Origin of the sequence: Chitinophaga sp. CF118, assembly GCF_900112615.1 — a bacterium.
Taxonomy (GTDB): Bacteria; Bacteroidota; Bacteroidia; order Chitinophagales; family Chitinophagaceae; genus Chitinophaga.
The window spans coordinates 123,700-148,181 of the sequence record NZ_FOMK01000003.1; the positions used below are offsets into that span (position 1 = coordinate 123,700).

Genomic DNA, 24,482 nt, shown 5'->3' on the forward strand with positions numbered 1-24,482 from the left:
ATTCATGACTAAAGAAGAAGTATTAGAATGTCTGCCTTATGGCCCCTCTTTTCTGTTTGTAGATGCATTGGATCATATTGATAATGAAGGAGCCACAGGCCACTACACCTTTCACCCTGAGATGGAGTGCTATAAGGGGCATTTCATAAAATATCCTGTTACGCCGGGTGTGCTGCTCACAGAAGTAATGGCACAAATAGGCCTTGTGTGCCTCGGTATTTACATTACAGCAGATATGGAAACCTGTAAAGGCAGATCATTTGCCCTGACTTCCTCAGAAGTGCATTTCCGGTTACCGGTTTTTCCGGGCGAAAAAGTGACAGTAATATCTGAAAAAGTATACTTTCGGTTCGGTAAGCTGAAATGTAAAGTGAAACTGAATAATAGTGAGGGAAAAGAGGTTTGCAGTGGAATTATTTCCGGAATGATCATTACCAGACCTACAAATGCGTAAGAGAGTTGTCATCACAGGATTAGGGGTTGCTGCTCCCAACGGAGTAGGGATCCCGGTCTTTAAGGATGCCATTAAAAAAGGCATTTCAGGAATCCGTCATGATCCACAACTGGAAGCATTGCAGTTCTCCTGCCAGATCACGGGTAAACCCGATGTTCCTGAAAACCTGCAACTATCCTATCTGGAACCACTGGAACTCAGAAACTTTAACAGCAACGGTATTCTCTACGGATTGATTGCCGGTATGGATGCCTGGAAAGATGCGCAGTTACCCATCAACAATACAGGTGAACCCGATTGGGACAGTGGTACTATCTTCGGTGCGGGTTCAGCAGGAGTAGACAAATTAAGAGAAGCCATTTATAAAGTAGATGACCTCCAGGTGCGTCGATTGGGTAGCACCGTCGTTCCACAAACAATGGCCAGCGGTATCAGCGCCTGGCTGGGGGGGAAGCTGGGATTAGGCAATCAGGTCACTACAAACTCATCGGCCTGTATCACAGGTGCCGAAAGTTTGCTGATGGCATACGAACGTATTGTATCCGGACAGGCAAAGCGTATGCTTGCCGGCAGTACCAGTGATAGCGGACCATATATCTGGGGCGGTTTTGATGCCCTGAAAGTGTGTACTTTCAAACATAATGATCATCCTGCTGCGGGTTCAAGACCCATGAGTGCAACGGCCAGCGGTTTTGTCCCTGGCAGCGGTGCCGGAGCTCTGCTTCTGGAATCGCTGGAGAGTGCCCTGGATCGCAATGCAAAAATCTACGCAGAAGTATTGGGCGGATATGTCAACTCCGGCGGTCAGCGCGGTGATGGTACCATGACAGCTCCGAACAGCTTGGCAGTGCAGCGTTGTATTACAGGGGCATTGCAATATGCAGGAGTGGACGCTCATGAAATTGATGCGATCAACGGTCACCTGACAGCCACAGGGAAAGATACGCTTGAAATTGAGAACTGGAGTATAGCACTGAACCGCAAAGGGAAAGATTTTCCTTATATCAATGCTTTAAAGTCTATGATAGGCCACTGCCTTAGTGCTTCCGGCAGTATTGAACTGGTGGCGGCAGTCTTACAGTTACATGAAGGCTTCCTGTTTCCCAATATCAATTGTGAAGATCTGCATCCGGAGATCAGTGCTATTGTAGATGAAGAAAAAATACCACAACAGCTCATACATAAAGAATTAAATTTGATTGCCAAAGCCAGTTTCGGATTTGGCGACGTAAATGCCTGTATAATTTTAAAGAAATATAAATAGATGGATCAAGAAACCTTAATTGCAGCAATTAAAGAAATAGTGAAACCGTATACGAAAAATGAAGAGGCATTAAATAACATCAGTGAGAACACAGATTTCGTAAACGATCTTCAGATCAATTCTGCTAACCTGGTGGATATTATCCTCGATGTGGAAGAAAAATTCAACATCGTGGTAGATAATGATTCAATGGAGAGGATGCTGAATGTAAAGGCCGCTATAGAAATCATACAATCAAAACTCGCCGGACAATGATCGGCAACGATATTGTTGATCTCCACCTTGCAGAACGGGAAAGTTACTGGCAACGCCAGGGGTATTTAAATAAAATCTTTACTGCGGATGAACAGTCTTTTATACTTGCTTCTGCAGATCCAACAACCGCAGTATGGCTGTTGTGGAGTTGTAAAGAGGCTGTCTATAAGATTGTACACCGCCACACACGGGTAAGAACCTACGCACCACTTAAGTTTAATTGTTCAGTAACAGCAGGCACTGTCACATATGAGGGACATGTCTATCCTTTTAGGAGCCTGCAATCAGGTTACTGCATTCATACAATTGCTGTTGAAAAAGCTGAGCTGTTTGATGCGCTGGAAATCTATACAGAAGATGCATTAAAAAGGGAGCAATGGGATATTTCCAAGGATGATGATGGAGTTCCATATTTGGAGGGAAGTCCTGTATCAATCAGTCATCATGGGCGTTTCGCCGGATTGGTGATCTATCGGTCCAATAATTATGCTGGCACTCTTCATATGATATAAATGATTCCCATCACTTTGGATTCAATTCTGCTAATTGTGAGGATATCAATCCAATGATAATAATTTGGGTAATTCATGCATGTGATAGAAAACGGTTGCGCCTTCTTTTTCCAGTTCTTTTGCATTAAACGGTTTAGCGTAACCAAATGTGTTAAAACCACCTCTCTTAGCTGCTATAATTCCCGCCTTACTATCTTCTATCACTGCACAAACAGCAGGTGCGAATTCCATTTTTTCTGCAGCATACAGGAAAATCCCGGGATCAGGTTTCCAACTGTTAATATCATATCCACTAAAGATCCTATTCTCAAAATATCCAACGAGGCCGGTTACTGTAAGATTCAGTTTTATCTTTTCAACAGGTCCACTGGATGCTACACAGAAGGGAATGGTCAGACTGTCCAGTAATGTTTTCACACCTTCTACTGCTTTCATTTCCTTTTTAAAAATCTCATAAGTCCTTGCCCTGAAAGTCTGTTCGAAGTTGTCCGGAAAAGGACGATTGGCACGTTGCTGTAATATCTTAATCCCTTCTTTTAATCTGATCCCGCTAAATTCTTCTACAGCTGTTGTAAGGTCCATGCTAACACCATACTCTGATGCCATTTCAAGCAACACCCTGTTGTTGATCACCTCACTGTCTACCAATACGCCATCGCAATCAAAAATGATGCATTCCGGTTTGTTCATATTTTAAGTTATGTTTAAACTTCTTCTCTAATGCAGCATATAAGTTCAATCCTCCAAAGGGATTATTCTGGTTTACGCTTCTTCTTTAACCCGGCTGATAAGCCAGCTGATTACCATCCCCAGGCAGGCAATGATGGCAAATGACCAGCGAAGTCCTGCGGCTTCTGCAAGAAAACCAACAACAGGAGGAACCATCAGGAAACCCAGATATCCCACTGTAGATACTGCTGCTATGGCTGATCCACTACCCATGCTTTTGGATCTTCCGGCCATACTGAATACCAGTGGAACTACGCAGGATACTCCAACACCGGTCATCATAAATCCTATCCCCGCAGGAATGGGCGAAGGGAATAAAGCTGCCAGCAGCAGGCCACAGAATATAAGCAGACCACTATACTTTATTATAGTGGGAATGCCCCATTTGTGCACAAGTTTATCTCCACTGAATCTTCCGGTTGCCATCGCTATCATATATGCAACATAACCGGCTGTAACAATCCCTTTAGGTGCATGTACGGCTTTTTGAAAATAGATGCCACTCCAGTCGTACATAGTCCCCTCGCAGGACATAACTGCAAAGGAAACTAATCCGAATTTCAACAGGTGTTTATCTGGAAGGATCAGGCGTTTTCCGCTGCTTGTAGAAGGTGGCTGATGCAGACTGGTAGGGAATGCAAAGAATCCCAGGACCACCATAGATAACCCTACTGCCAGGAAGTGCCAGGAGGTAGGAACTGTCAGGTTTACCATTAATAAGCCTATAAGCGCCCCGCCAAAGCCAGCCAGACTCCACACACCATGAAATGTAGTGATGATTGATTTGCTGAAGAGTGTTTGCACACCAATGGATTGTGCATTCATGGAGATGTTCATCAGGTTCCTGGAACAGCCAAAGCAGAATAATACAATTACAAGTTGCCAGGAAGTGGATGCAAACCCTATCAGGGCTAACATCAGGTTGAAAACCAGGGCACCCACCATCATAATATTACGGCTACTGTAACGCTGTAAAAGAATGCCGGTAACTGGTAAAGTGAGGATCAGGCCAAGGGGCAGGGCAAACAGGATACTGCCAAGCTGGGCCTCATTCAGGTTTAGCTTGTGTTGAATATCAGGGATTCTTGATGCCCAGGAAGAGAATCCGAACCCTGAAATAAAGAAGAATATTGTGATCGCTATACGTGCCGCCCTCGGAGAATCCATATGATTGTACTCTAATCCGGAGGTAAAGTTAAAATTAATAATGATTGGAGGTGAGTTAAAAACAGCGCATCACATTTTTGATATTCACTTATAGCCTAAGAATAGCTATGGTTGTACCTAATAAAAAGGGCTATATCAAAAATATGATATAGCCCTTTACAATAAAATATATAGTAAAAATGCAAGCTCAATAAACAATTGATTCAAGGCAATATCAGCAGGCAGTTGACCCACGATTGACATCGTCCAATAATATTCTAAAGCCCATACGCTTGATAATGCCAGATAGAATTGCTACCAAATGGGTACAGTCCGCAATCCCACCTGAATCAACGTTGATATCATCAAATAATATCCATACGCTTGATAAGACCCAAAATAGTTAATCCCACATGAACCCAAAGTGACTTAATAAACCTCTTCTACTCGTCCCGGGCGACCATCTTCCGCAATACCTTCTACCACTACACGGAAATGTGTAGAGAAATCATTGTTATAGAAGGAGATCCTTACCCTATGAGTAGCGGAATCTATCTGCACACGTGGATTCCAGTAAAGGGTAAGTCTTTTGTCTGCCAGAGCATGCACTTCCTTCCTTACGGAATAGTCTGGAGAGTAGAACTCCTTCACAATATTATAACCACCCTTCTTATAAAGCTCAAAGCCTTTTACCGTTTCGTCTTTATTATCACCACCTTTTTTAGTATAGATAGCAATCGCACCACCAGGACTTCCACCAAATCCGCCCATAAATGGAGGACGGAATACTTTGATCAGCGCAATATCATTGACATTTATACTGCTTACCATATCCTTGTCCACAGGCATCTCATTCAGGAATAAGCTGGGTGTACCTCCCCGCCAGCTCAATGAAGGATTGCTGTAATCCCCTGTAATCTGAAGGCCCGCTACCTTCGACTGTAAATACTGAAATACATTAAAGGACGTAACTGTTTCCTGGGTGAGATCAAACGTATAGCCATCGCCACCGGAGAACAACCCGGAGGTATATCTTTTTTCCGTGGTTTCCTGTGGCGCAATCTTTTTCTCCCTTATATTCACCTCTTTCAGCAGAATGGTTCTGTTGCTGATAGCCCTGTTCACCCTGTTGTTTTCAGATGCGGTAGTCAGGAAGCGGGTAAGGGTGCTTTTATCTAGTTCTGCCGGTATACGGAAAGGGTAGGGAGAAGTAACCGGAGCAGAGTTATCAAAGAAATGTGAATTGAATTTTACAGTTACATCTTTCCACTTTTTATCTTTATCGCCACCTTTATAATATATGTTTAAGGTATCCATGAATTGAACGCCCGTTAACACAAATTCGCCTCTGTCGTTGGTAGGAACTGATGTAAAGTCGGTAGTGCTATCCAGCGGATGTTTGAGGATCATGTCTACTTTGCCATTGGGAAGAGGTACGCGGCCGTTACCCGAAAAGGCGGTGCCTTTAATAAGTATTCCCTGTTCGTAGGGGAACCTGATCTGGGGCATGTCATTGTTGATGATCTTTGCCCAGTTGAACCTTCTCCAGCCATTGGTCATCATCACCAGATCAAGTGCATCCACGGTCTCTTTGGTGCTATCGCGGAAGTACCAGGCTGGGTTGTAGATGTATCCTTTCAGATCGGAAGAAAGTAACAGTTCGGAGATGATGTTATGTTCGTCCGGATTTTCCACTACCTGGTCGGCATCAGTAACGGCAACCGATAAACTGGTATGGAGGGTATCCGGGATTTCTATATCAATCGAATTCCTTTGTCTCTCTTCTGTATTGATATATGGGTTTGTCAGGTTGATGGTCAGCTGGTCTTTTTTCCGCACGAATACCAGTCTTTCCGACAGGGGAACACCATTCACATCAAACAAAGTGACCTGTAAGATCCCGGAAGGAATCCCGTCTGTAGGGATGAAGCCACTGATCCTTCCGTCGGACACTTTTAATATGGCTTTATATACCAGTTGCTGCTGCATTTGTGCTACCACCAGCATACGGTCTAAGGAGGTATCTGTCGGATTTGGGAGTACTGCCTGGTAGAAAATGCGGACGCCCCTGTTAAAGATTTTAAGTCCGGCCCCGGTAGCTTTAGATGCAGGCAATGTGATATCCTTTTCCAGACCACCTGCTGTTTTAACAATTGCGTGATAGTTTTCACCAGCAGCGGGTGTAAGTTCGAATGCACCCATACCGTCGTGTATAGTTTCTATGGTAGCGATGGTTTTCCCTTTACTGTTCAGTACCTTTCCACTCACGGGTACCGGATAACCGCTCTGGTCTATTGCTTTGAATGCTACCCTGGAAGAAATGTCATTCAGCAGATCACCACCTTCGGGAAAGAATTGTACTGCAAAATCGTGTGTTATGGTAGTATCCTTTCTGTCAGGCAGATTATTACGTTTCTGGGGCTCGAAGACTTCTATATTCCTGTAACAGAGAAAGGCTGCATCAAAGTTGAGCATCCAGGCAGTGTAGGCCCGCAGCTGGTACTGACCAGCCTTCTGGCTTTCCGGTAGCTCAAAGTCGCCGATTGCAGCAGCTCCACCTGCCACAAGGCGTTTTTTCATTACGATTGTCCCGTTTTTATCCAGTAGTTCCACATACAGGTTAGTAGCGCCGACTGAAGGCATCCCCTGTACCATGATGTATGCTTTGAACCAGATCGTTTCTCCGGAAGCATAATAATCTTTGTCGAGGTGGAGGTATACTTTTTCCTGTGGAAAGCGCTGGCCAAACTGTTGAAGAGCATCCGTCACCTTATCGGACCAATCCGAAGCAGGGAAAAATGCGATAGACCCCAGGATAATCAAGGGGAGTGCCCACTTTAAATGACTTTTTTTTTAATCGGTGAGGATTCCATTTATAACCTTATTTAGTACAAGATACCAACAAAAAATATGCTATAAAACAATAACCTTATTTTATATATACATGAGCGGTATCTTCCTGTGTCTGAATGGATTCGATTTAAGTACCTGGTATTGTTAGTTAATCAGTTTTTCTTTGTAACTTCATTTCAGTGAAATAATTGAGAATGAACATATTAGACAATTACTGCGTGCTTTATCCTGTGTAAAAAAAATAACATATATCCACCGAATCACCCCAAATGAATCTGAAAATAAAGTTGTTGATCTTTATTGTAATGGTCACTGTTTCTGTAGTATCGGCACAATCCTATACGGCTGATGAATTATTTCAACGTGCCCGTACAGCCGCCTTTGATCAGAAGGATTATCCCCAGGCGATAATGCTTTGTAACCAGGCTCTCGTTAACAGTCCTGATTATGAAGATATCCGGATATTTTTAGGACGTTTATATACGTGGTCGAAAAAAACTGACAGCGCCCGCATTGCATTTACCCAGGTATTAAACAAAGAACCTGATAATGAGGATGCTTCTTTTGCTTATGGAAATCTGGAGTATTGGAATGATAATTATGAAACCGCCCTGCAAATATGTAATAGTGGTTTAAAGTATCATGAACAGTCAACAGACCTGCTGATGCTTAAGGCCAAATTGCTTAATGCCATGCGTCGTTTTGCGGAAGCAAATACTGTTGTTACCTACCTTTTAAAAATTGATTCCCGGAATACTGCGGCAAGGTCCCTGGCAGACCGGATTAAGGATAACAGTTCCAAAAATAAAATCGGTATTAGCTACGACTTCGTGAAATTTGATAAACGGTTTGATAACCCCTGGCATCTGGCTAGCATTGATTATACGCGTCAAACCGGCATAGGTGCTGTTATTGCAAGGATTAATTATGCAAACCGTTTCAGCACAAATGGTACCCAGGTAGAATTAGATGCTTATCCGCATATTTCTCCTACGTTCTATGCCTATGTAAACGGGGGCTATTCTAATACAGTGGGTGTTTTCCCCAGGTATCGTGCGGGTTTTTCCCTTTATGCCAATCTACCGGCAAGTTTTGAAGCTGAAGCGGGGTTCAGGTATCTGAACTTTGGGGATGCAACATGGATTTATACAGCTTCATTAGGCAAGTACTATAAAAATTACTGGTTAAACTTACGGACTTTTCTCACTCCTTCTAATAACGCTGTTTCTCAGTCGTACTCTTTAAATGTCAGATACTATTTTGGTGGAGCCGATGATTTTTTCCGCCTGGGTATTGGCACCGGCATTTCTCCAGACGATCCGCGGAATAATATTCTCCTTAATAACAACAAAAGTTATAAGCTGAAATCACACAATATCTCTGGCGGATTTCACTATTCTCTTAAAAAGTTAAATGTTATTTATCTGAATGTCAGTCTTGACTACCAGGAGTACCAGCGGGATACCCGTGGTATTCAACTTGATATAGGTGTAGGTTATCAAAGAAGATTTTAGAAAAATGAATAGAAAAAAACTGATAATACCTTTATTGCTCCTGATCATTTTATTACCGTTCTGGATGTGGCTGGGCTGGATGTTCACGCCTAAAAAAAAGATGGTAATGGCCATTATTGATAAAACAGTATTAACCTCTGGCGGACAAGAACATATATCCCTGAACTGGTTGCTGAATCATTACAGGCTTACTAAAACATCTTCTAAAAGTTATTCCATCAGCAGGGATTATTTTGGATTCTTCCCTCTTGAAAATGAAAAGTTCAGGCTAAAAGGATTGGAAAGATTTTCTCCGGAAGAATTGAAGAAATTAAGTGAGGATGCTGATGCTGTTTATTTTACGGATACCTACGGGATATATAAAAATGAATGGTATAGTCAAAGCCAGAATACGGAACGGTCAGGAATATTATATGGAGGAATGAGCCAGCAGGATGTAGATTTTCTTCGTAACATGAAAACCAGGCACAAACTGATACTAACAGAATTCAATACAATTGCTTCTCCAACCAAAGTGGATATACGTGATCAGTTTGAAAAACTCTTTGGACTGTATTGGAGCGGATGGACCGCAAGGTATTTTAGCAGTTTCGATACAACCGTGAATAAAGAACTTCCCCTCTGGCTGATCCGTAATTATAAAGCCAGACATAATAATACGTGGCCATTTCATAAAGCGGGTATTGCTTTCGTGAATGATAATGATGTTGTGGTTATACTGGAAGATAGTACGCACCTGACAGATCCTATGCCACATATTCTGACTGCCAGATATGGGCAGGATAAGCTTTCTCTACCTTCAGTAATTAAGTATCCCTTCTGGTTCGATATTATGATCCCCGATCTGTCAATCAATCATGCAATATCAAGATTTGTTATAAGCACTAACAGCAGTGGAGACAACGAATTGAAAACGTACGGAATACCTCAAACTTTTCCCGCAATATTAATGCATAAAAGCACCGATTACCAGTTCTATTATTTTTCAGGTGATTTTTGCGACAATCCAATAAATCTCACTACTTCCTATTTCATGGGAATCAGTTATTTTAAATGGCTTTTTTATAATGAGGAAGACCCTTCAGAAAGAGAGAGTTTTTTCTGGAATTTTTATCAGCCTATGATGGCTCATATCCTGTCTGATAAAGCAGCAGAGAAACTCTGATACAATTACGGACGTTTTTTTGTGTAGTTGTTAATAATTGTATCGGGAATTAATTTTCCGCTTCCATCAATTAGCTTCATATTCCGTTTCCTAAACTGATCAAACGCATTTTTCAGCTTGTTTTTCATGTCATCATCCTGAACCGGCAACTCCGATAAATCTGCAGATAACTTGAATAACTGTTCGCCATTCAAATGGTATTCATCCATCACAAAATCCAGTAAATCTGTTTTCGTTTGCATCATCGGATAGAAATTTATGCTCTGGAAATTTCTGCTGGTATCCAAACCCTGGCCTATCCAGCTTGCCAGTGAAGGCTTTTTGATCTGGTAACTGTGTTCCAGAAATGCAAGCAAACTGGGTGTAATATCAAAATGTGAGGAAACCGCACTGATCTGTGCAGTTCGTTTAAGTAAAGAAGAGTATATAATTAATGGTACATGATAGCGATCTATCTTATCACTCATCGGTATCTCCGGCATCCGGTGGTCGCCGGTTATCAGGAATATAGTATTATTAAAATCATGACGTTTCTTATATGTTTCAAAAAAGCTCTTCAAAGCGTCATCAGTATATAATATACTGGCGTATTGTAATTTGTAATCCCTGTATTCCTGCTTCCTGGAATCATTGAAGCTCAGCTGTGTCATTCTTTCTTCAAAGCGCTGCAGGTACTTTTCTTCCTCATTAATTACAAACGGGTTGTGAGTCGCAACGGTTAATATAACACTTAACTGAGGTACTGTATCATCGGGGCGGGTAGTTAAATAATGCCTGAATAATTCTTTATCATTATAGCCCCAGGAAAAGCCATTTACAGCAGGAAGTTTTGTATAACCTGCCGGGAAGGAATGTATATCCTCCAATTCATCAATATGATTTTTTCGCAGGTACATTCCCATATTGTCAAACTCCGCATCACCACCATAATAAAAAGAGGTTTGATAGCCATTGAAATTTAATAAGTTCAATAAGGATATAGTGTTGGGCATCTGTGAACCTGTTTCCAGGAATCCATTTTTCTCAAATGGTAGTGATCCAAGTAATGAAGGTAAGACGGCAAAAGTTCTTCCTCCTGCGCTTAAACAATTTTTCCAGTATAAGCTTTTGCCGGACAGGGAATCTAAAAAGGGAGTAAAATTACCCAGATATGCACCTTCATTGGTAAACGCTCTTCCCAATCCCTCTACAAGTAAAATAACAATATGAGGAGGAGTAGTGGGTTTTGTGAAAAAGGGAGATAATACATCAGCTGTACTATCCTGATGCAAAAATGGGAAATGGCTTTCATCTACATACCGGAATGAAGAAGATTTCCCTCCTTTCCCTACAAAATCAATAATGTAATTGTCTGCATATATATCAGTTTCATAACCGGAAGGGTAAAAATAATTATAAGAGGAACTGAAAAAATAATCGGATTTATTAAGAACAAGGTTATTGGCAAACTCTGTTTTAAGAGCAGGCTGTTCAACCAACCTGAAAATACCGGTTAAAACAAATAATATTGACAGCAAAGGCAGTAGTTTTGCAACTATAGCAGGAATACGGATTTTTTGTGGAAGCCATTTAAGTAACGAAAATGTGATGGCTGCAAAAAGAATAAACAATCCGATAGCCGATAAACTAACCGCGCCGGAAGATCCTACGGTTTGACGGATATCTGAAACAGAATAGCCAAACAGATCAGCTCCCAGTGGTAATAGTGATAGATTGAAATATCTGATCAGGAAGAACTGTATGAGTACCGAAAGGATGATAAAGACTATATAAAGTATCCGTGCAGATTTTTCTTTGATAAGAAAAACAATGGCAAAAATCAGATATAGTATGGCAAGAGATTTTAACCAGTATATCAGATCATTGATAATAGCCCTGGTAACCATTGCTGCAGCCTGACCCGAAAGGCCGTGTGTTATTCCATTGAAGATGATTTCAATTAAACTGGTTATTAAAAGAAGGATCAGCCAGATGATAGAAAAGGTGCTGAAGGAAAATGTTGAGTTTAAAACACGGGTTTTAAGACTGCGATTTGTCTTATTATTTTCCAAGTTATTTCTTTTTATGTTTTGAATCAAATCCCTCTCTTGTCATTTCACCCCATGAATTTTTATTCCTTAACAGGTCTATATTACCCTGTATAGCAGACCATACTACAAAAGGGTGGAAGATAAAAGGTTCAATCATGGCAGTAAGTACAAGCTTGAATATGTCCCTGTTATTATTATATTGGTTATAGGTTAATACTTCCATCAGGATTGCAAAAACAGAATATAAAAATCCAAAACTGAAAATTAGTATTGCCAGAACTAAAAAAAATGACCAGTTTACTATTCCCAGCATACAGCATATAAGAAAAGTTAAAAAGCCAATAAATTCAACCAGTGGTGCCAGAAACTCGAAAAAGAACCAGTAGGGATAACTTAACATTCCTAATAATCCATACTTTGGATTGAAGAACATTACCTTGTGCAAAAGAAGTGTCTCAATGGTACCGCGTGTCCACCGGTTGCGTTGTCTGCCCAGGATTTTATATGATGAAGGGGCTTCCGTCCAGCATAAAGGGTCGGGTATAAAACTAACTTTATATGGCTGTTTCAATTCTTCCATCAAACGGCGCATTCTTACTACGAGTTCCATATCCTCGCCAACAGTGTTATGATTATATCCACCAGCTTTGATAACAATTTCTTTATCAAAAGCCCCAAAAGCTCCTGATATTAGTAACAGCCCGTTAAGCCGACTCCAGGCCATTCTTCCCAGTAAGAAGGCCCTGATATACTCAAGGGTTTGTATCCTTGGTAATAATTTTTCGGGCAACCTCACTTTAACAAGTTTGCCACTTTCAATTTCACAACTGTTTGCAATTCTGATCACGCCGCCTGTAGCAATTATCCGTTTGCTGGTTTGCTCCATAAAAGGTTTCGCGAGCTTGAGAATAGCATCTTGTTCTAAAACACAATCCACATCGATGCAAACAATATAATTATTTGAAGCAATATTCACTCCTACATTAAGCGCATCTGCTTTGCCTCCGTTTTCTTTATCAACGACGGTTAGCTTTCGATAAACTTTATTGTGACTCTTGTATACGCCGCGTATTTTTTTAGTTGATATCTGATCGTTATAGAAATAATTAATCTGGAATAGATCGTAGGCTAGTATGAGTTTTGATAATGTATCGTCTTTGCTGCCATCATTAATTATAATCAGTTCCAGGTTGTTGTAATGAATGGAAAGCAGAGAACGTACATTTTCTGTTATAGTCGCCCCCTCATTATAGGCGGGTGCCAGAATGCTGATAGTGGGGGCTTCTGTAGAGCCGGCAAGCAATCGATAATCTGTAAAACTGTTCTTGTTTAAGTACCTTTTAATTTCATCAACAGAATATACGCCTATTAAAATATAGCAGAGTAACAGCAGTAATGAATAACCAAGCATACTATAAGTGAGTGCGTCAAAAATTAATGTTTGCCAGTTCATATTTTTCAATTTCTCCTTTAATTTGCATCATCATCTCTGCCCATGGAGCCTCTTTTATCCGGGGAAATTTTTCAAGTGCCTGTAGTTTTTGATCACTGATGGTTGCAATCGTGCGTATCAGTGTTAATCTTAGTTCATTATTATCATTATCAAGATAATCAAACATAAAAGTTACATCCCGCTCAGTACCAATAGTCTGAAGTACCTTGAGAATTGCAATCTGATTATGATGTGTTTCAAACGCAAATCTTTTCTTTAGGCCATCCGTTGTATGTTCGGTATATATTTCATTCAGGGTTTGAATGGCACGCAACCGTACTCTCGGCTCTTCATGATCCATGCAGGCCATGATATTGTCATGAATATTAAAAAGATGATTATTACTGGCAATCCGCATTGCAAATATAATTACACTGTAGTTTGCTGATTGAAGCCAGGATTCAATATTCACGAATGATTGATTCTCCTGGAAATTAGATAATTCGTGCAGCAATTTTATCTGTTGCCAGTCAGATACAGGATATGTAACCGTATCCAGAAAAAGAAGTCCTTTATAGCCCTGAAGCTTTACGATGGCGGCTTGTGCTTCAATGCGCACTAATTCGTTAGGGTGATCTGCATAAGGGATTATTATATCTACATAATCCCGCATTTCCATAATCGCCAGTTCCTGCAGGCCCTTTGCTTTGATATGCCAATAACGGCTATCTGTATTTAGCAATGCATGTTTTTCCAGGTGTAACTCCTCATACATCTGCTTAAGCCGTTCTGCTGATGCTCCTGAAATATTCTTTCTGGCGCTGAGAATTTCTGCTGTTAGAATTCTTCTGAAGTTTGCATCCCGCACCAGCTTATATCCCTTGTAACGTGGTTTATCAGTGTTATTTTGTTCTTCATCAGAGAATAATACTCTCTGAATTAAATTGTCCGCAACATTTTTTCTTTTAATATCTTTTTTCCTTTTCCGGTTTTTAATAGAGATATATACACCTATAAAGGCTATCGCCAATATCATGAGAACAAGGCACACTATAATAACTATATAGAGGTAATGGATGGCTGGGAAATGGCCTGTCAGTTGATGAGTGAACTTAATTCCCAGTAACATATAACCTATATTTTAACCGGAATAGCAAATCTCTTTACACGTATGGAGAGTTCTACAGGACTAAATGGCTTGGTGATGTAATCGTCTGCACCTAATTGAAAAGCTTCCAGCACCACATTTTCCTGTCCCATACCTGATATTACGATAACATGCATCCTATCAGGATATTTTTCTTTAACAGCACTGGTAATTTCCAGTCCCGATGCAAATGGCATCATAATATCTGTAATAACCAGATCCGGCAACAATTCATCGATTTTGCGCAATGCTTCACGTCCGTCCTGTGTGGCAATCACTTCATGACCATCTTTTCTTAACCGGAATTCTAATGTTTTAAGAATTAACTGATCGTCTTCGGCTACGAGAATTCTCATTGGAGTTATTTTATTAAGTTATCCTTACTTTATTTACTGGCTTTACTATGATCCTTAATGTGCAAATTGAATGGGATTAGGTGAAGGAATCTATAGACGCCAGTTTTTCGTTTGGGGCTGTAAGTATTCATATATTGACTTATGCTGGAAATGTGTTTTTCATATAACGCATTGGTTTTTTTGAATATGGATTTACTTAAAGTTATAACAAACTTACGCCAACAATGTTTTGTTTCCATAAAATCGAAAAACTATATTTATTTCATGTTTTATATAAAATATTGAACTTTATGGACTTATTATTGTTGCAAGGCATTATTCCAGTGAAAATGCTTAAGCATGTTCATCCGCAATATCAAATCTGAATACAATACATTTTCTTAATATTGCAGACAAAACCATTACTTTAAGATTGCTTATGTTCGAACGGATTGACCAGTTTGTAGCCAGGGATATACAATTAACACCTGAAGAGCTGGAGGTGTTTCATTCCCTGCTACAGTTCAGAAAGGTAAAGAAGAAACATTTCCTGTTAAAGGAAGGAGAGGTGTGTGACTTTGAGGCCTACATCCTGAAAGGCTGTATACGTACTTATTATATTGACAAAGAAGGAGTGGAAACAATTCTGATGTTTGCAGTGGAAGACTGGTGGGTAAGCGATCTGACCAGCTTCTCGGAGCGGAAACCCTCTATGCAGTTTATTGAAACGCTGGAAGACTGTGAACTCCTGATGATCAACTACGAAGACAAAGCTACCCTTTTTGAGAAGGTGCCCCGTTTCGAAAGGTTGTTCCGGCACCTGGTACAGCGCTCATTAGGTGTGTTGCAACAGCGGTTCTATGCAAATGTGTCACAGACAGCAGAAGAAAGATACCTGGCATTTATTGAGAAGTACCCGCAAATTGTGCAGCGTGTACCCCAGCATCAGATTGCCAGGTATATCGGTGTTTCTCCTGAATTCTTAAGTAAAGTGAAAAGTTCGCTCTATAAAAAGGGCTAATTGTTGAAGACCAGTTTATTCGCCAGCGTTATTTCATCCTGACTAACAGTATGTCCCATATTAGGATATACCTTTACGGTTACTGCCGCATTCATTTGTTGTAAAATCATCTCACTTGCCAATACTCTTTCTACGGGTACGTGCGGATCAGGATTGCTGGTACCGATAAATATTGGTGTACCTCCAAAATCTCCGGTATAATTTTCGGGATAGATTTTGTCGCCTATCAATCCACCGGTAAATGCAACTGCTCCTCCGTATTTAGTAGCATTCCTGGTTACAAATTCAAGTGTTAAACAGGCGCCCTGTGAAAAGCCCAGGAAATAAATGTTCTCCGGAGCGATGCCTTGTGCAATTACATCTGCTGTGATCTCCTTTAATACTGAAAGGGCAGCAGATAAATAAGGTTCGTTCTGTACCGGAGCAGACATAAACGAATAGGGGTACCAGGTACCACCATTTGCCTGTGGAGCTATCAGTGCAAAATCTTTTACATCCAGGTAGTTGGCCAGGGAAAGAATGTCTTCCGCACTGGCACCACGTCCGTGGATCATGATCAGTACTTTTTTAGCTGCTTTTATTTCTTTTCCTGCCGCAACTATATTCTTTGTATGCATGTTATTCTCCTGTTTCTTTTTGCCAGATATCGGCGTACGTATCCGGGTGTTTTTTAAATTGTGCATGTACATAAACACAACGAGGAATCACCATCAGGTGGTGTTCACGGGCATATGTTACCATAGCTTCAAGTAATTTCATGGCAAGGCCTTTGCCTTCAGCCTGTGGCGATATCTCTGTATGGAATACGGTCAGGTTTTTATCAGATACTCCTATCACCATTTCTCCCATCTGCTCACCATTCTGCATTAAATAAAAAGCACCGTGATTCTTTTGATTAAGTCTTAATGTTACTTCGTCCATAGGTATATTAGTAATCAAGTGTTCCGAAAACTCCATTTTTGTAATCTTCTATTGCCTGATCAGTTTCTTCCTTTGTATTCATTACAAAGTTGTCTTTCGCCGCTACCGGCTCATCGATCACCTGTGCAGAAAGAAAAAGGATCTGACTGTCTTCGTTGGCTGCAATGGAAAACAGGCTGCCTTCTCTTTTAAAAACAACTAAATTATGTTCTGCCACAGGAGTGATTTCATCTATTGTTACGCGGCCGTGTACCACATACAATAGTGTCCAGTAGTCTTCCGTTACTTCAAATTCTACTTCTTTGCCGTTGGCTATTTCTCCTACAGCAGTAATCACCGGTGTAAAAGAAATATTGACTGGTCCTGTTTTGCCATCGAAGGTTCCGCTTACTAAACGGATGTTCACACCGTCCTGTTCCAGGATCTTAGGCATCTCTTCTTTATGGATGAACTGATAGCGGGGATCATCCCATTTATGTACCGCAGGAACATTCACCCACAACTGCAAAAGTTCAATGTTTCCACCATTCTTATGTAGTTCATCCGATGGCCCTTCACTATGAAGTATTCCTTTCCCGGCAAACATCCATTGCGCATCTCCGGCATTGATGATCTGGTCATTCCCAGTACTGTCTTTATGATGCGCCTGCCCCTGCAGCTGGAAGGTAACCGGTGCAAATCCCCTGTGAGGGTGTGGATGAAGACGGTTATCCGAGCCTGGTGTTATCATAGCCGGACCACCATGATGCAATACGATAAATGGATTTGCAAATCTGAAATCAGGATGGGGAAGGGGTTGTAATACCTTCTCTGTAGGAGTAATATTTTTCTCCTTTCCTGCCAGGATATGCGCAATATTCTTCTTCATGGTGCCAGTTGTATGTTTTCGCGATCTAACACAAATTGGATTTCGTTCTTCAGTAATCCGCTGCCACCCCCATAATGCCGTTTTACAATAACAGCTGGATTAAGCAGTAACAATTGTGCTGTCAATCCCGCCTCTTCTTCCGGGCAAATTCCGGAACACAGCAGCACTATATGAAAGGACTCTCTGGCAAATGCTGCCAGTGCCTCTTCCGGTGTACTTACAGTTACACCATGCCACTTTGGGGGGGCATTCAGAAGTCTGTTCATCACCAGCAGGATCTCCGGATTACGGCCCAATGCCAGAATGTTGAGTTGATCGATCTGCATATATCTTAGTGTAGTAAAGTGGTAAATTCAGCCAGTGGCTTACGGCTGCGGGGAGCCAGTTCTCTGGATTTATACGGTTCTTCCAGAAGTTCTGCGTCAGCAAGATAACCCAGGGCTATTATACACACCGGTTCTTCATTGGCAGGAAGAGACAACTCTTCTGCTATCTGTACTTTATTAAATCCTGCCATCACGTGACCGTAGATATCCATGCTGGATGCCTGTAACAAGATAAGTGAATTAGCCATTCCGATATCATGCATATAATAAGCGTTCTTCTGCTGGGTATCTGGTAATTCCTTAATACCGACCCCTGCTATCAGTATTGCCGCATTTTTAGCCCAGGGCTGATTTCCGGGAGCAAGGGCAGACAACAGTTTATTAAATCCTTCGGTACCATGATGAGCATAAATATAACGCCAAGGCTGGCTGTTATTCGCACTCGGAGCCCATGAACCGGCTTCAAGAATGGTATGCATATCTTTTTCAGCTACTGGTTGAGTGGCGAAAGACCGGGCACTCCAGCGATGTTTGATCAAATCGATTACCTGGTGTTTCGTTTGTGCTATTTTGCTCGACATAGATAAATTGTTTATTATTTATATAAAGTTATTGAAAGTATTGATGTTTTATGAAAGCATTGGGACATCCATGATCAGCAATTCGGCCCCATCTTCCAGAGAAGTGATGCCGATGTTGTCTGTACCGGTAATGCCTAAACCGTCTCTTTTGCTCAGTGTTTGTCCATTTACTGTAAATGAACCCTTTAAGATGAAAACGTATACGCCGTTTCCTTCCTTTTTAACCGGGTAAGTGATGGTTTTATCTTTATCAAATAGTCCCATATTAAACCAGGCATCCTGGTAAATCCAGGTTCCGGCATCGTTTGGATCAGGAGAAACGATCTGCTGCAGCTGGTTTTTGCTGTTAGCCAGATCCAGCGTAATCTGATCGTACCGGGGTGTTACATTCAGTTTATTGGGAAATAACCAGATTTGCAGGAAAGATACCGGCCTGTCCTTGTTAGCGTTGTATTCACTGTGAAATACTCCTGTTCCGGTACTCATTACCTGCACATCTCCCTGCCGGATGATTTCTGTATTGCCCAGGTTATCCTTATGCTCCAGGTCGCCTTCCAGGGGGATACTAATAATTTCCATATTGTCGTGTGGGTGGACATCAAATCCTCTGCCACCGGCCACTATATCGTCGTTAAATACCCTTAGAGCGCCGAACTGCATTCTTTCAGGGTTGTAATAATTAGCAAAACTGAAGGTGTGGTGACTATCCAGCCAACCATGATTTGCATGTCCACGTGTCTCTGCTTTATGTAAGATGTTACTGGCCATAGCTTTAATTTGTTTGTTACAACAAATATCGTATAAAATAGTGAGTAATTCCCTTAATGTAGCTTAAGAAATTGGGGGGATAAATTTTTTTAATTAGTTCAATCAGAATTTCTTATTTTAGATTTATAAAATTTTCATTGTCATGTTACCCACAATACCTGTGAATACCACAGCCTTCAGAGTTGTAATTATATTTCTCGCCTTTATTTTACTTGTAATTCTTGCCGGTTATTTACGCCTGGAAGAACCTGATCTTAAAAAATCAGAGATCATTAAGATTATTAACAGCGGATTGGTGATAATAGGACTGATGTATTCTATTCTCACATTCGAGTCGAACCAGATTAAGAATCGTCATGATATCCGGGTCAGAAAATGCTCAGCAACTTATAATGTGATAAGGGAGTGGCATATGTCACCTATGATGGACTATTCTAAAATTTGTAAAGAATTTGAATTAAAAAATGAATACCAGTTATTAAAGAATGATATTGAAAGTTTCATGCAGGAGTTTGATAACAGTATCAATTCGGAATACAGAAAATCATTGATCTGTGTTCTGAATTATTTCGAATCAATAGCAGTGGCAATCAGCGAAGATTTGCTGGATGAATTATTTACCAAGAAATATTTCAGGTTAATATTTTTAGAGTTTTATGATGACTATTTCTTTTTTATTCATGAACGAAGAAAAATAAAAAATGACAATGAAATATGGCAGGAATATACGAGATTAGCATACAAATGGAAAACTAGTTAACTATTAAAACCAATATATATGAAAGCAATTCACGGTGCAGACACCTGGTAAATAAAAAAGAGAAGCAATCGCTTCTCTTTTTTATGCTTTTCACTACTTCAACAGGGTTTTCACCTAAATATCAATGAGGCAGGCGGATAGTAAATTCTGCATAAACATTTTCTTCTGATCTGACTGTTAATTCGCCATCAAGACCTTTTACAATAATGCCATAGCTAAGGGATAATCCAAGTCCCGTTCCCTGATGAGTGGGCCTGGTAGTGAAAAAAGGCTGAAATATTTTTTCAAGAGACAGAGGATGTATTCCTATACCGTTATCGTGTACAATAATTTCAATCCATTGTTTGGCATTCCTTGTTGTAATAGTCAATTCCGGTTGATAGTCTTCTCCTGACTTTTCAATCTTTTTTTGAAGTGCATAGAATGCATTTGTGTAAATATTCATCAGCACACTTCCAAACTCCTGTGGATTGCAATGAAACTGTTTGATGGAGTGATCAAAATTCCGGGTTAGTGTCAGATCGAAATCTTTATTCTTTGTTTTAAAACTTTGCAGGGCGATTTGTATTGATTCTTCTGTTAAAGCATTCAGAATTACATAGCGTTTCTCACCTTTATTAATCCGGCTATGTGAAAGCATCCCTTTTACAATGGAGTCTGCCCGCTGGCTATGATGAGTGATCTTACTTAAGTTATTACTTAAGTGGTCTGTTAAAACAAGCTGCTTACTATCATATATTCCTGCTTTTAATTCATTGACCAGTTCTTCTGAAAGCTCTGCAAAGTTGGTTACGAAGTTCAGTGGATTCTGAATCTCATGTGCAATACCGGCAGTCAGATCTCCTAAAGATGCTATCTTTTCTTTCTGTACCAATTGCGCCTGTGCGTTTGTTAGTTCTGCTAATGATTGATTCAGTCTGGCAGTACGTTCTGTTACCTTTTGTTCCAGTTCCCGGATTGCTTCCTTTTGTATTCTTAAATCTTCCAGTTGTGCCGCTTCTTTTTCCTTTTTATAGAGATTGTATTTATCTGCAAGGGAAAGTGCCAGCATAATAGCTTCCACCAGCAAGGCTATCCTCACACAATTTGTTGTAAAGAAATTCGCTTCAATAAAGCCGAAATTGCGAAGTACTGTAACGAGCCAGCTTCCTATAAGAAACGCCCAGGCTACCAGGTAAAACCGTGCTGCATTATTTCCTCTCCGAAGGCTAATGATACCTGCTACTCCAGCCGTGATACAGGAGAACATGATGAGTAGTTCTGCTATGCTGAGACTGACAGCCATTTTAAGAAAGAATGAAAGGAAAAAATTGATAGCTGACAGAATGATGATGCTTATAAGGATGATATGTATTTTCTTTGCAAACCGCGAGGTATTCAGAAAGGTGATACAGAAAAGGACTGTTATAATAGAAGAACAGGACAAGAGCAGAGGGATAATGGTATTAGCCCAGTAGGGTGCATCTCCCAGAATATATTGGGTAATATGCCCGCTGAATGCTGCCTGTAATAACAGGTTAATAAGTGTGAACAACACGTAGGTCAGGTATGCCTTATCTTTCAGACTGAAGAATAGGAACAGATTATAACAAAGCATAATCATCAATGCACCAAAGAAGATGCCATGGCCCAGTTCTGCATACAGTTCATCCCTGAAAAAGGCTGCCTCCTTTTGCAAGGTTAACCCTATCTGCATAGAGCCGCTTGTTGCAATCCTGATGTAGTAGGTATGTGGTACCGTATCCGGTAACGTAAGCGTGAATATAAAGTTCCGGTATTGCATTTCCCGACTACTGTAAGGCAACATATCACCGGTTTGATGTATTACCCATTGTCCATCAGTCCTTTTATCGTAAAAGGTAATGTGATCAAATAAAGGATAGTCAAAAGCGAGAATCCAGCTGTTATACTGCTCCGGATGAGGGTTCCGTAATGTGAACTTCAGCCATATGGCGGCATCTCTTACCCCGGAATTCAGTGTTTCTGTATGCGCTTTTTTGAATTGATTATCAAATTCACCGGTTATTATCTGTGTGCCTTTGATGGCAGCGCTCTTATCTTCAAAATATTCAAGTGTGTTACCTAAATGATAAGTGCTTTTTTCAGCATCTAAAAATACCTGTGGAAAAGATGTTGTGCTACGGACAAATAGGATGGCTGTCAGAACAAGCCTTCTGATACTAAAAAACATAATTGGTATTTCTCCTGAGATGGCTAATATTACTTTGTTTGGTTGGTACAATCAACACAACAACCTGTAAAAACAAACTTGTTTTTAAAAGAATACGTTTCATCAGGTATATGGTTTGACAGATTAAGTTTAATGTGAATGTATAAAAGGGTTAGGGAAAAAAGGTGGGGGAAAAGGGAAATCGGGTAGAGTTAAGTACATGTACTTAATGGAGGTCAATTTTTGGGGTATGATACAATATAATAATACCGGGATTACGACCTGGAAGTGCAGTCGCTATTTTTCTTTTCTGTATGCTACAGACCAGATAAATCTTCCATAATGGAATTGTTCGTAAATCTTAAGATATTGATGCCTGTTGAAAAGACCTTCCATATCATTAAGCTCTGAAGCTTCTATCTTCGAAAATACCCTGAAAAAGGTATACATCGTTTTAAGTAATAGCTTCTGCCACAATTTACCATGCCGGGGATCATACACGAAGTCAACAAATAGCCAGTTACCACCAGACTTAAGGGTTGTATGAAGTTTAGTAAAAATAACAGTTGCTTTAACGGCAGGGAAATTATCAAAAAGGAAAGGGGTGAGGATTACATCGTAAGAAAAAGTGGGAGTAAATGTTTCAATGGATTGATGAACGAACTGTACGTTATTTTGTTTGTAATCTCTTTTCTGTGATAGCTTTATCATACCTTCAGAGATCTCTACATAAGTGATCTGTAGTCCCCCCGGTCTTATTTTGGCTATCTCTTCCAGGATCCAGCCCGTACCACCACCAACGATAAGAATAACGCTGTTCTCCTTAATATAAGGCAACAGGCATGTTTGTGCATTAATAAGCGAACGTTGAAAGACAGTTCTGCTCAGCAGATCATAATACCTCGCTATTTTATCGTAGTTGTTTTTCATTTAATTCCTCCGTTAAAATTAGGTATTATTAATAAGCTCTTTCCAATTATAACAGATATAAAATTACTGATTACTGTTGCTTTGGATTCAGGTGAGTAATTGCGGGCTGTACCCACCTGAATCCGAAGCAATAACACTTTCCCCGGACAGGAATAACCTTAAATAATTTTATTAACCCCAGGAATTCTTACCAGTAGTTTTCCAAGCAGAATGGCTCCGATAACACCCAGTGGAGCTACAACCAACAGTTTTAATGCAGGAGCCACAGTCCAATGAACTAACAGCAGCGAAGAAACCACTAATGGCAACGGATGGAAAATATATACAGCGAAAGCTTCTCTGGACAGCTTGCTCAGGAAGGTTGAATGTCCGTTAAATTTATGTTTGAAGATGCCTGTCATGGCAATGATGATAGAGAAGCCCGTTACCTGTTCCCATATGCTATACATAAACGACTCACGGGTCCATCCGCCACTGAAGTTTTCACCAGTACCATGCCATATCGTTTTAAGATAGAACATAACCGGAAAACCAATGATGATCATCAACAGGGCTATCCATCCAAAATTCCTGGCTGTACGGTATTGCAGCTGTTCTGTCCAGTTATTACGGTTGGCTATGATCCCTATAATGAATAATGTGATATACTGAGGGAAATGACCGAACTGAAAACCCACAGGGTGTAATACCCAGCCCACCGGGAAAACCACTCTGACAAAGAAAGAGATCAACCCCAGACCAATGGCAAATAACAAAATTTTGCCTGTTCCCGGTAACCGAAGGGTTCCAGTCTTTATATTTTTGAGTGCCACAAATAAAAATGTAAACAGTAGAAGTGCGGCTACAAACCATAACACACCAAACTCTATCCAGTTATCATATACCTGCAGGTATTGAAAATAACTGATTGGGTGATCTTTACCATACCTGTATACGAGAAAACTCATAAAGGGTGATAATACCAGTGAATAAAAGATAAGGGGTATGCCAAATCTTTTTAACCGGTCCTGCAGAAATACCCGTGTTCCTTTTCGCAGAAGAGAGGGTTCCGTAAAATAAGCAGACAACAGAAAAAAGAAACCCATAAAGAATGACTGATTGATGGACACGAACAATGTCATGGGAATCAATGCTGCAAGATTCGTTGTAGGTTCTTTGTAATACCATCCACCGGGAGCGCCATAACACACAAAGGCATGATGAAGAATCACCAGTATGGTAAGCAGTACTTTAATGTGATCAAGGTAATCTGTACGGGATTTTTGCATAGATATATTATATTGATCACCAAATTACACATC

General features: G+C 40.5%; 24 protein-coding genes. 8 read left to right on the forward strand and 16 right to left on the reverse strand.

Annotated elements, in window-relative coordinates:
- Positions 1–4: 4 nt before the first annotated feature.
- Genes BM176_RS12880 through BM176_RS12895 form a run of 4 tightly spaced genes read left to right on the forward strand, consistent with a single transcriptional unit; the run spans position 5 to position 2,485 of the window.
- On the forward strand, positions 5–454 hold the full coding sequence (locus BM176_RS12880; RefSeq protein ID WP_090103589.1) for a 3-hydroxyacyl-ACP dehydratase FabZ family protein: 450 nt from the start codon (positions 5–7) through the stop codon (positions 452–454).
- The gene (locus tag BM176_RS12885; RefSeq protein ID WP_090103591.1) at positions 447–1,718 is read left to right on the forward strand and encodes a beta-ketoacyl-[acyl-carrier-protein] synthase family protein; all 1,272 of its coding nucleotides are present in this window, start codon (positions 447–449) and stop codon (positions 1,716–1,718) included. The genes BM176_RS12880 and BM176_RS12885 overlap by 8 nt, the downstream gene beginning before the upstream one ends.
- Complete coding sequence (locus tag BM176_RS12890) at positions 1,719–1,973, forward strand: acyl carrier protein (protein WP_090103593.1); 255 nt, start codon at positions 1,719–1,721, stop codon at positions 1,971–1,973.
- Positions 1,970–2,485: a 4'-phosphopantetheinyl transferase family protein gene (locus BM176_RS12895; protein WP_090103595.1), complete on the forward strand. Its 516-nt coding sequence runs from the start codon at positions 1,970–1,972 to the stop codon at positions 2,483–2,485. The genes BM176_RS12890 and BM176_RS12895 overlap by 4 nt, the downstream gene beginning before the upstream one ends.
- Before the next feature lie 45 nt (positions 2,486–2,530).
- Here BM176_RS12895 and BM176_RS12900 read toward each other — a convergent pair whose 3' ends face one another.
- The 3 genes from BM176_RS12900 to BM176_RS12910 all read right to left on the reverse strand — a co-directional run bounded on the left by BM176_RS12900 (position 2,531) and on the right by BM176_RS12910 (position 7,183).
- On the reverse strand, positions 2,531–3,175 hold the full coding sequence (locus tag BM176_RS12900) for an HAD-IA family hydrolase (protein WP_090103596.1): 645 nt from the start codon (positions 3,173–3,175) through the stop codon (positions 2,531–2,533).
- Between the two features lie 72 nt (positions 3,176–3,247).
- Positions 3,248–4,381: an MFS transporter gene (locus tag BM176_RS12905; RefSeq protein ID WP_090103598.1), complete on the reverse strand. Its 1,134-nt coding sequence runs from the start codon at positions 4,379–4,381 to the stop codon at positions 3,248–3,250.
- A 408-nt stretch (positions 4,382–4,789) separates the two neighbouring features.
- Entirely contained in the window at positions 4,790–7,183 is a 2,394-nt protein-coding gene (locus BM176_RS12910; RefSeq protein ID WP_090103600.1) for an MG2 domain-containing protein, read from the reverse strand.
- A 299-nt stretch (positions 7,184–7,482) separates the two neighbouring features.
- Between BM176_RS12910 and BM176_RS12915 the strand changes: the two genes are divergently transcribed.
- Together BM176_RS12915 and BM176_RS12920 are read left to right on the forward strand one after the other, a co-directional pair.
- Positions 7,483–8,727, forward strand: coding sequence for a YaiO family outer membrane beta-barrel protein (locus BM176_RS12915; RefSeq protein ID WP_090103602.1), 1,245 nt, complete (start codon positions 7,483–7,485; stop codon positions 8,725–8,727).
- Between the two features lie 4 nt (positions 8,728–8,731).
- Complete coding sequence (locus BM176_RS12920; protein WP_090103604.1) at positions 8,732–9,892, forward strand: hypothetical protein; 1,161 nt, start codon at positions 8,732–8,734, stop codon at positions 9,890–9,892.
- 5 nt (positions 9,893–9,897) lie between these two features.
- On the opposite strand, the gene BM176_RS12925 is transcribed toward BM176_RS12920, so the two are convergent.
- Genes BM176_RS12925 through BM176_RS12940 form a run of 4 tightly spaced genes read right to left on the reverse strand, consistent with a single transcriptional unit; the run spans position 9,898 to position 14,857 of the window.
- Positions 9,898–11,943, reverse strand: a complete 2,046-nt coding sequence (locus tag BM176_RS12925; RefSeq protein ID WP_090103606.1) for an LTA synthase family protein — start codon at positions 11,941–11,943, stop codon at positions 9,898–9,900.
- A 1-nt stretch (position 11,944) separates the two neighbouring features.
- The gene (locus BM176_RS12930; protein WP_090103608.1) at positions 11,945–13,375 is read right to left on the reverse strand and encodes a glycosyltransferase family 2 protein; all 1,431 of its coding nucleotides are present in this window, start codon (positions 13,373–13,375) and stop codon (positions 11,945–11,947) included.
- The gene (locus BM176_RS12935; RefSeq protein ID WP_143097795.1) at positions 13,350–14,483 is read right to left on the reverse strand and encodes a HEAT repeat domain-containing protein; all 1,134 of its coding nucleotides are present in this window, start codon (positions 14,481–14,483) and stop codon (positions 13,350–13,352) included. The genes BM176_RS12930 and BM176_RS12935 overlap by 26 nt, the downstream gene beginning before the upstream one ends.
- Before the next feature lie 5 nt (positions 14,484–14,488).
- Positions 14,489–14,857: a response regulator transcription factor gene (locus tag BM176_RS12940; protein ID WP_090103611.1), complete on the reverse strand. Its 369-nt coding sequence runs from the start codon at positions 14,855–14,857 to the stop codon at positions 14,489–14,491.
- A gap of 418 nt (positions 14,858–15,275) precedes the next feature.
- On the opposite strand from BM176_RS12940, the gene BM176_RS12945 reads away from it, so the two are divergent.
- A complete protein-coding gene (locus BM176_RS12945) occupies positions 15,276–15,857 on the forward strand; it encodes a Crp/Fnr family transcriptional regulator (RefSeq protein WP_090103613.1) in 582 nt (193 codons plus the stop codon).
- On the opposite strand, the gene BM176_RS12950 is transcribed toward BM176_RS12945, so the two are convergent.
- The 6 genes from BM176_RS12950 to BM176_RS12975 are packed head-to-tail and all read right to left on the reverse strand — an operon-like array spanning position 15,854 to position 19,321.
- Positions 15,854–16,474 carry an alpha/beta hydrolase gene (locus BM176_RS12950; protein WP_090103615.1) on the reverse strand — a complete coding sequence of 207 codons (621 nt, stop codon included), beginning with the start codon at positions 16,472–16,474 and terminating at the stop codon, positions 15,854–15,856. The two genes, BM176_RS12945 and BM176_RS12950, sit on opposite strands and share 4 nt — an antisense overlap.
- A gap of 1 nt (position 16,475) precedes the next feature.
- On the reverse strand, positions 16,476–16,778 hold the full coding sequence (locus BM176_RS12955; RefSeq protein ID WP_090103617.1) for a GNAT family N-acetyltransferase: 303 nt from the start codon (positions 16,776–16,778) through the stop codon (positions 16,476–16,478).
- Between the two features lie 7 nt (positions 16,779–16,785).
- Entirely contained in the window at positions 16,786–17,646 is an 861-nt protein-coding gene (locus BM176_RS12960; RefSeq protein ID WP_090103619.1) for a pirin family protein, read from the reverse strand.
- Positions 17,643–17,972 (reverse strand): hypothetical protein, encoded by a 330-nt coding sequence (locus tag BM176_RS12965; protein ID WP_090103621.1) that lies wholly within the window; start codon positions 17,970–17,972, stop codon positions 17,643–17,645. Before BM176_RS12965 ends, BM176_RS12960 begins: the two co-directional genes overlap by 4 nt.
- Before the next feature lie 5 nt (positions 17,973–17,977).
- On the reverse strand, positions 17,978–18,553 hold the full coding sequence (locus BM176_RS12970; protein ID WP_090103623.1) for a nitroreductase family protein: 576 nt from the start codon (positions 18,551–18,553) through the stop codon (positions 17,978–17,980).
- Positions 18,554–18,601: 48 nt separating this feature from the next.
- Positions 18,602–19,321 (reverse strand): pirin family protein, encoded by a 720-nt coding sequence (locus BM176_RS12975; protein ID WP_090103624.1) that lies wholly within the window; start codon positions 19,319–19,321, stop codon positions 18,602–18,604.
- A 142-nt stretch (positions 19,322–19,463) separates the two neighbouring features.
- On the opposite strand from BM176_RS12975, the gene BM176_RS12980 reads away from it, so the two are divergent.
- Complete coding sequence (locus tag BM176_RS12980; protein WP_090103626.1) at positions 19,464–20,081, forward strand: DUF4760 domain-containing protein; 618 nt, start codon at positions 19,464–19,466, stop codon at positions 20,079–20,081.
- Between the two features lie 121 nt (positions 20,082–20,202).
- On the opposite strand, the gene BM176_RS12985 is transcribed toward BM176_RS12980, so the two are convergent.
- The 3 genes from BM176_RS12985 to BM176_RS12995 all read right to left on the reverse strand — a co-directional run bounded on the left by BM176_RS12985 (position 20,203) and on the right by BM176_RS12995 (position 24,449).
- Positions 20,203–22,272, reverse strand: coding sequence for a sensor histidine kinase (locus BM176_RS12985; protein ID WP_090103628.1), 2,070 nt, complete (start codon positions 22,270–22,272; stop codon positions 20,203–20,205).
- Positions 22,273–22,548: 276 nt separating this feature from the next.
- A complete protein-coding gene (locus BM176_RS12990) occupies positions 22,549–23,181 on the reverse strand; it encodes a class I SAM-dependent methyltransferase (RefSeq protein ID WP_090103630.1) in 633 nt (210 codons plus the stop codon).
- Between the two features lie 158 nt (positions 23,182–23,339).
- On the reverse strand, positions 23,340–24,449 hold the full coding sequence (locus BM176_RS12995; RefSeq protein WP_090103632.1) for an acyltransferase family protein: 1,110 nt from the start codon (positions 24,447–24,449) through the stop codon (positions 23,340–23,342).
- Positions 24,450–24,482 lie beyond the last annotated feature (33 nt).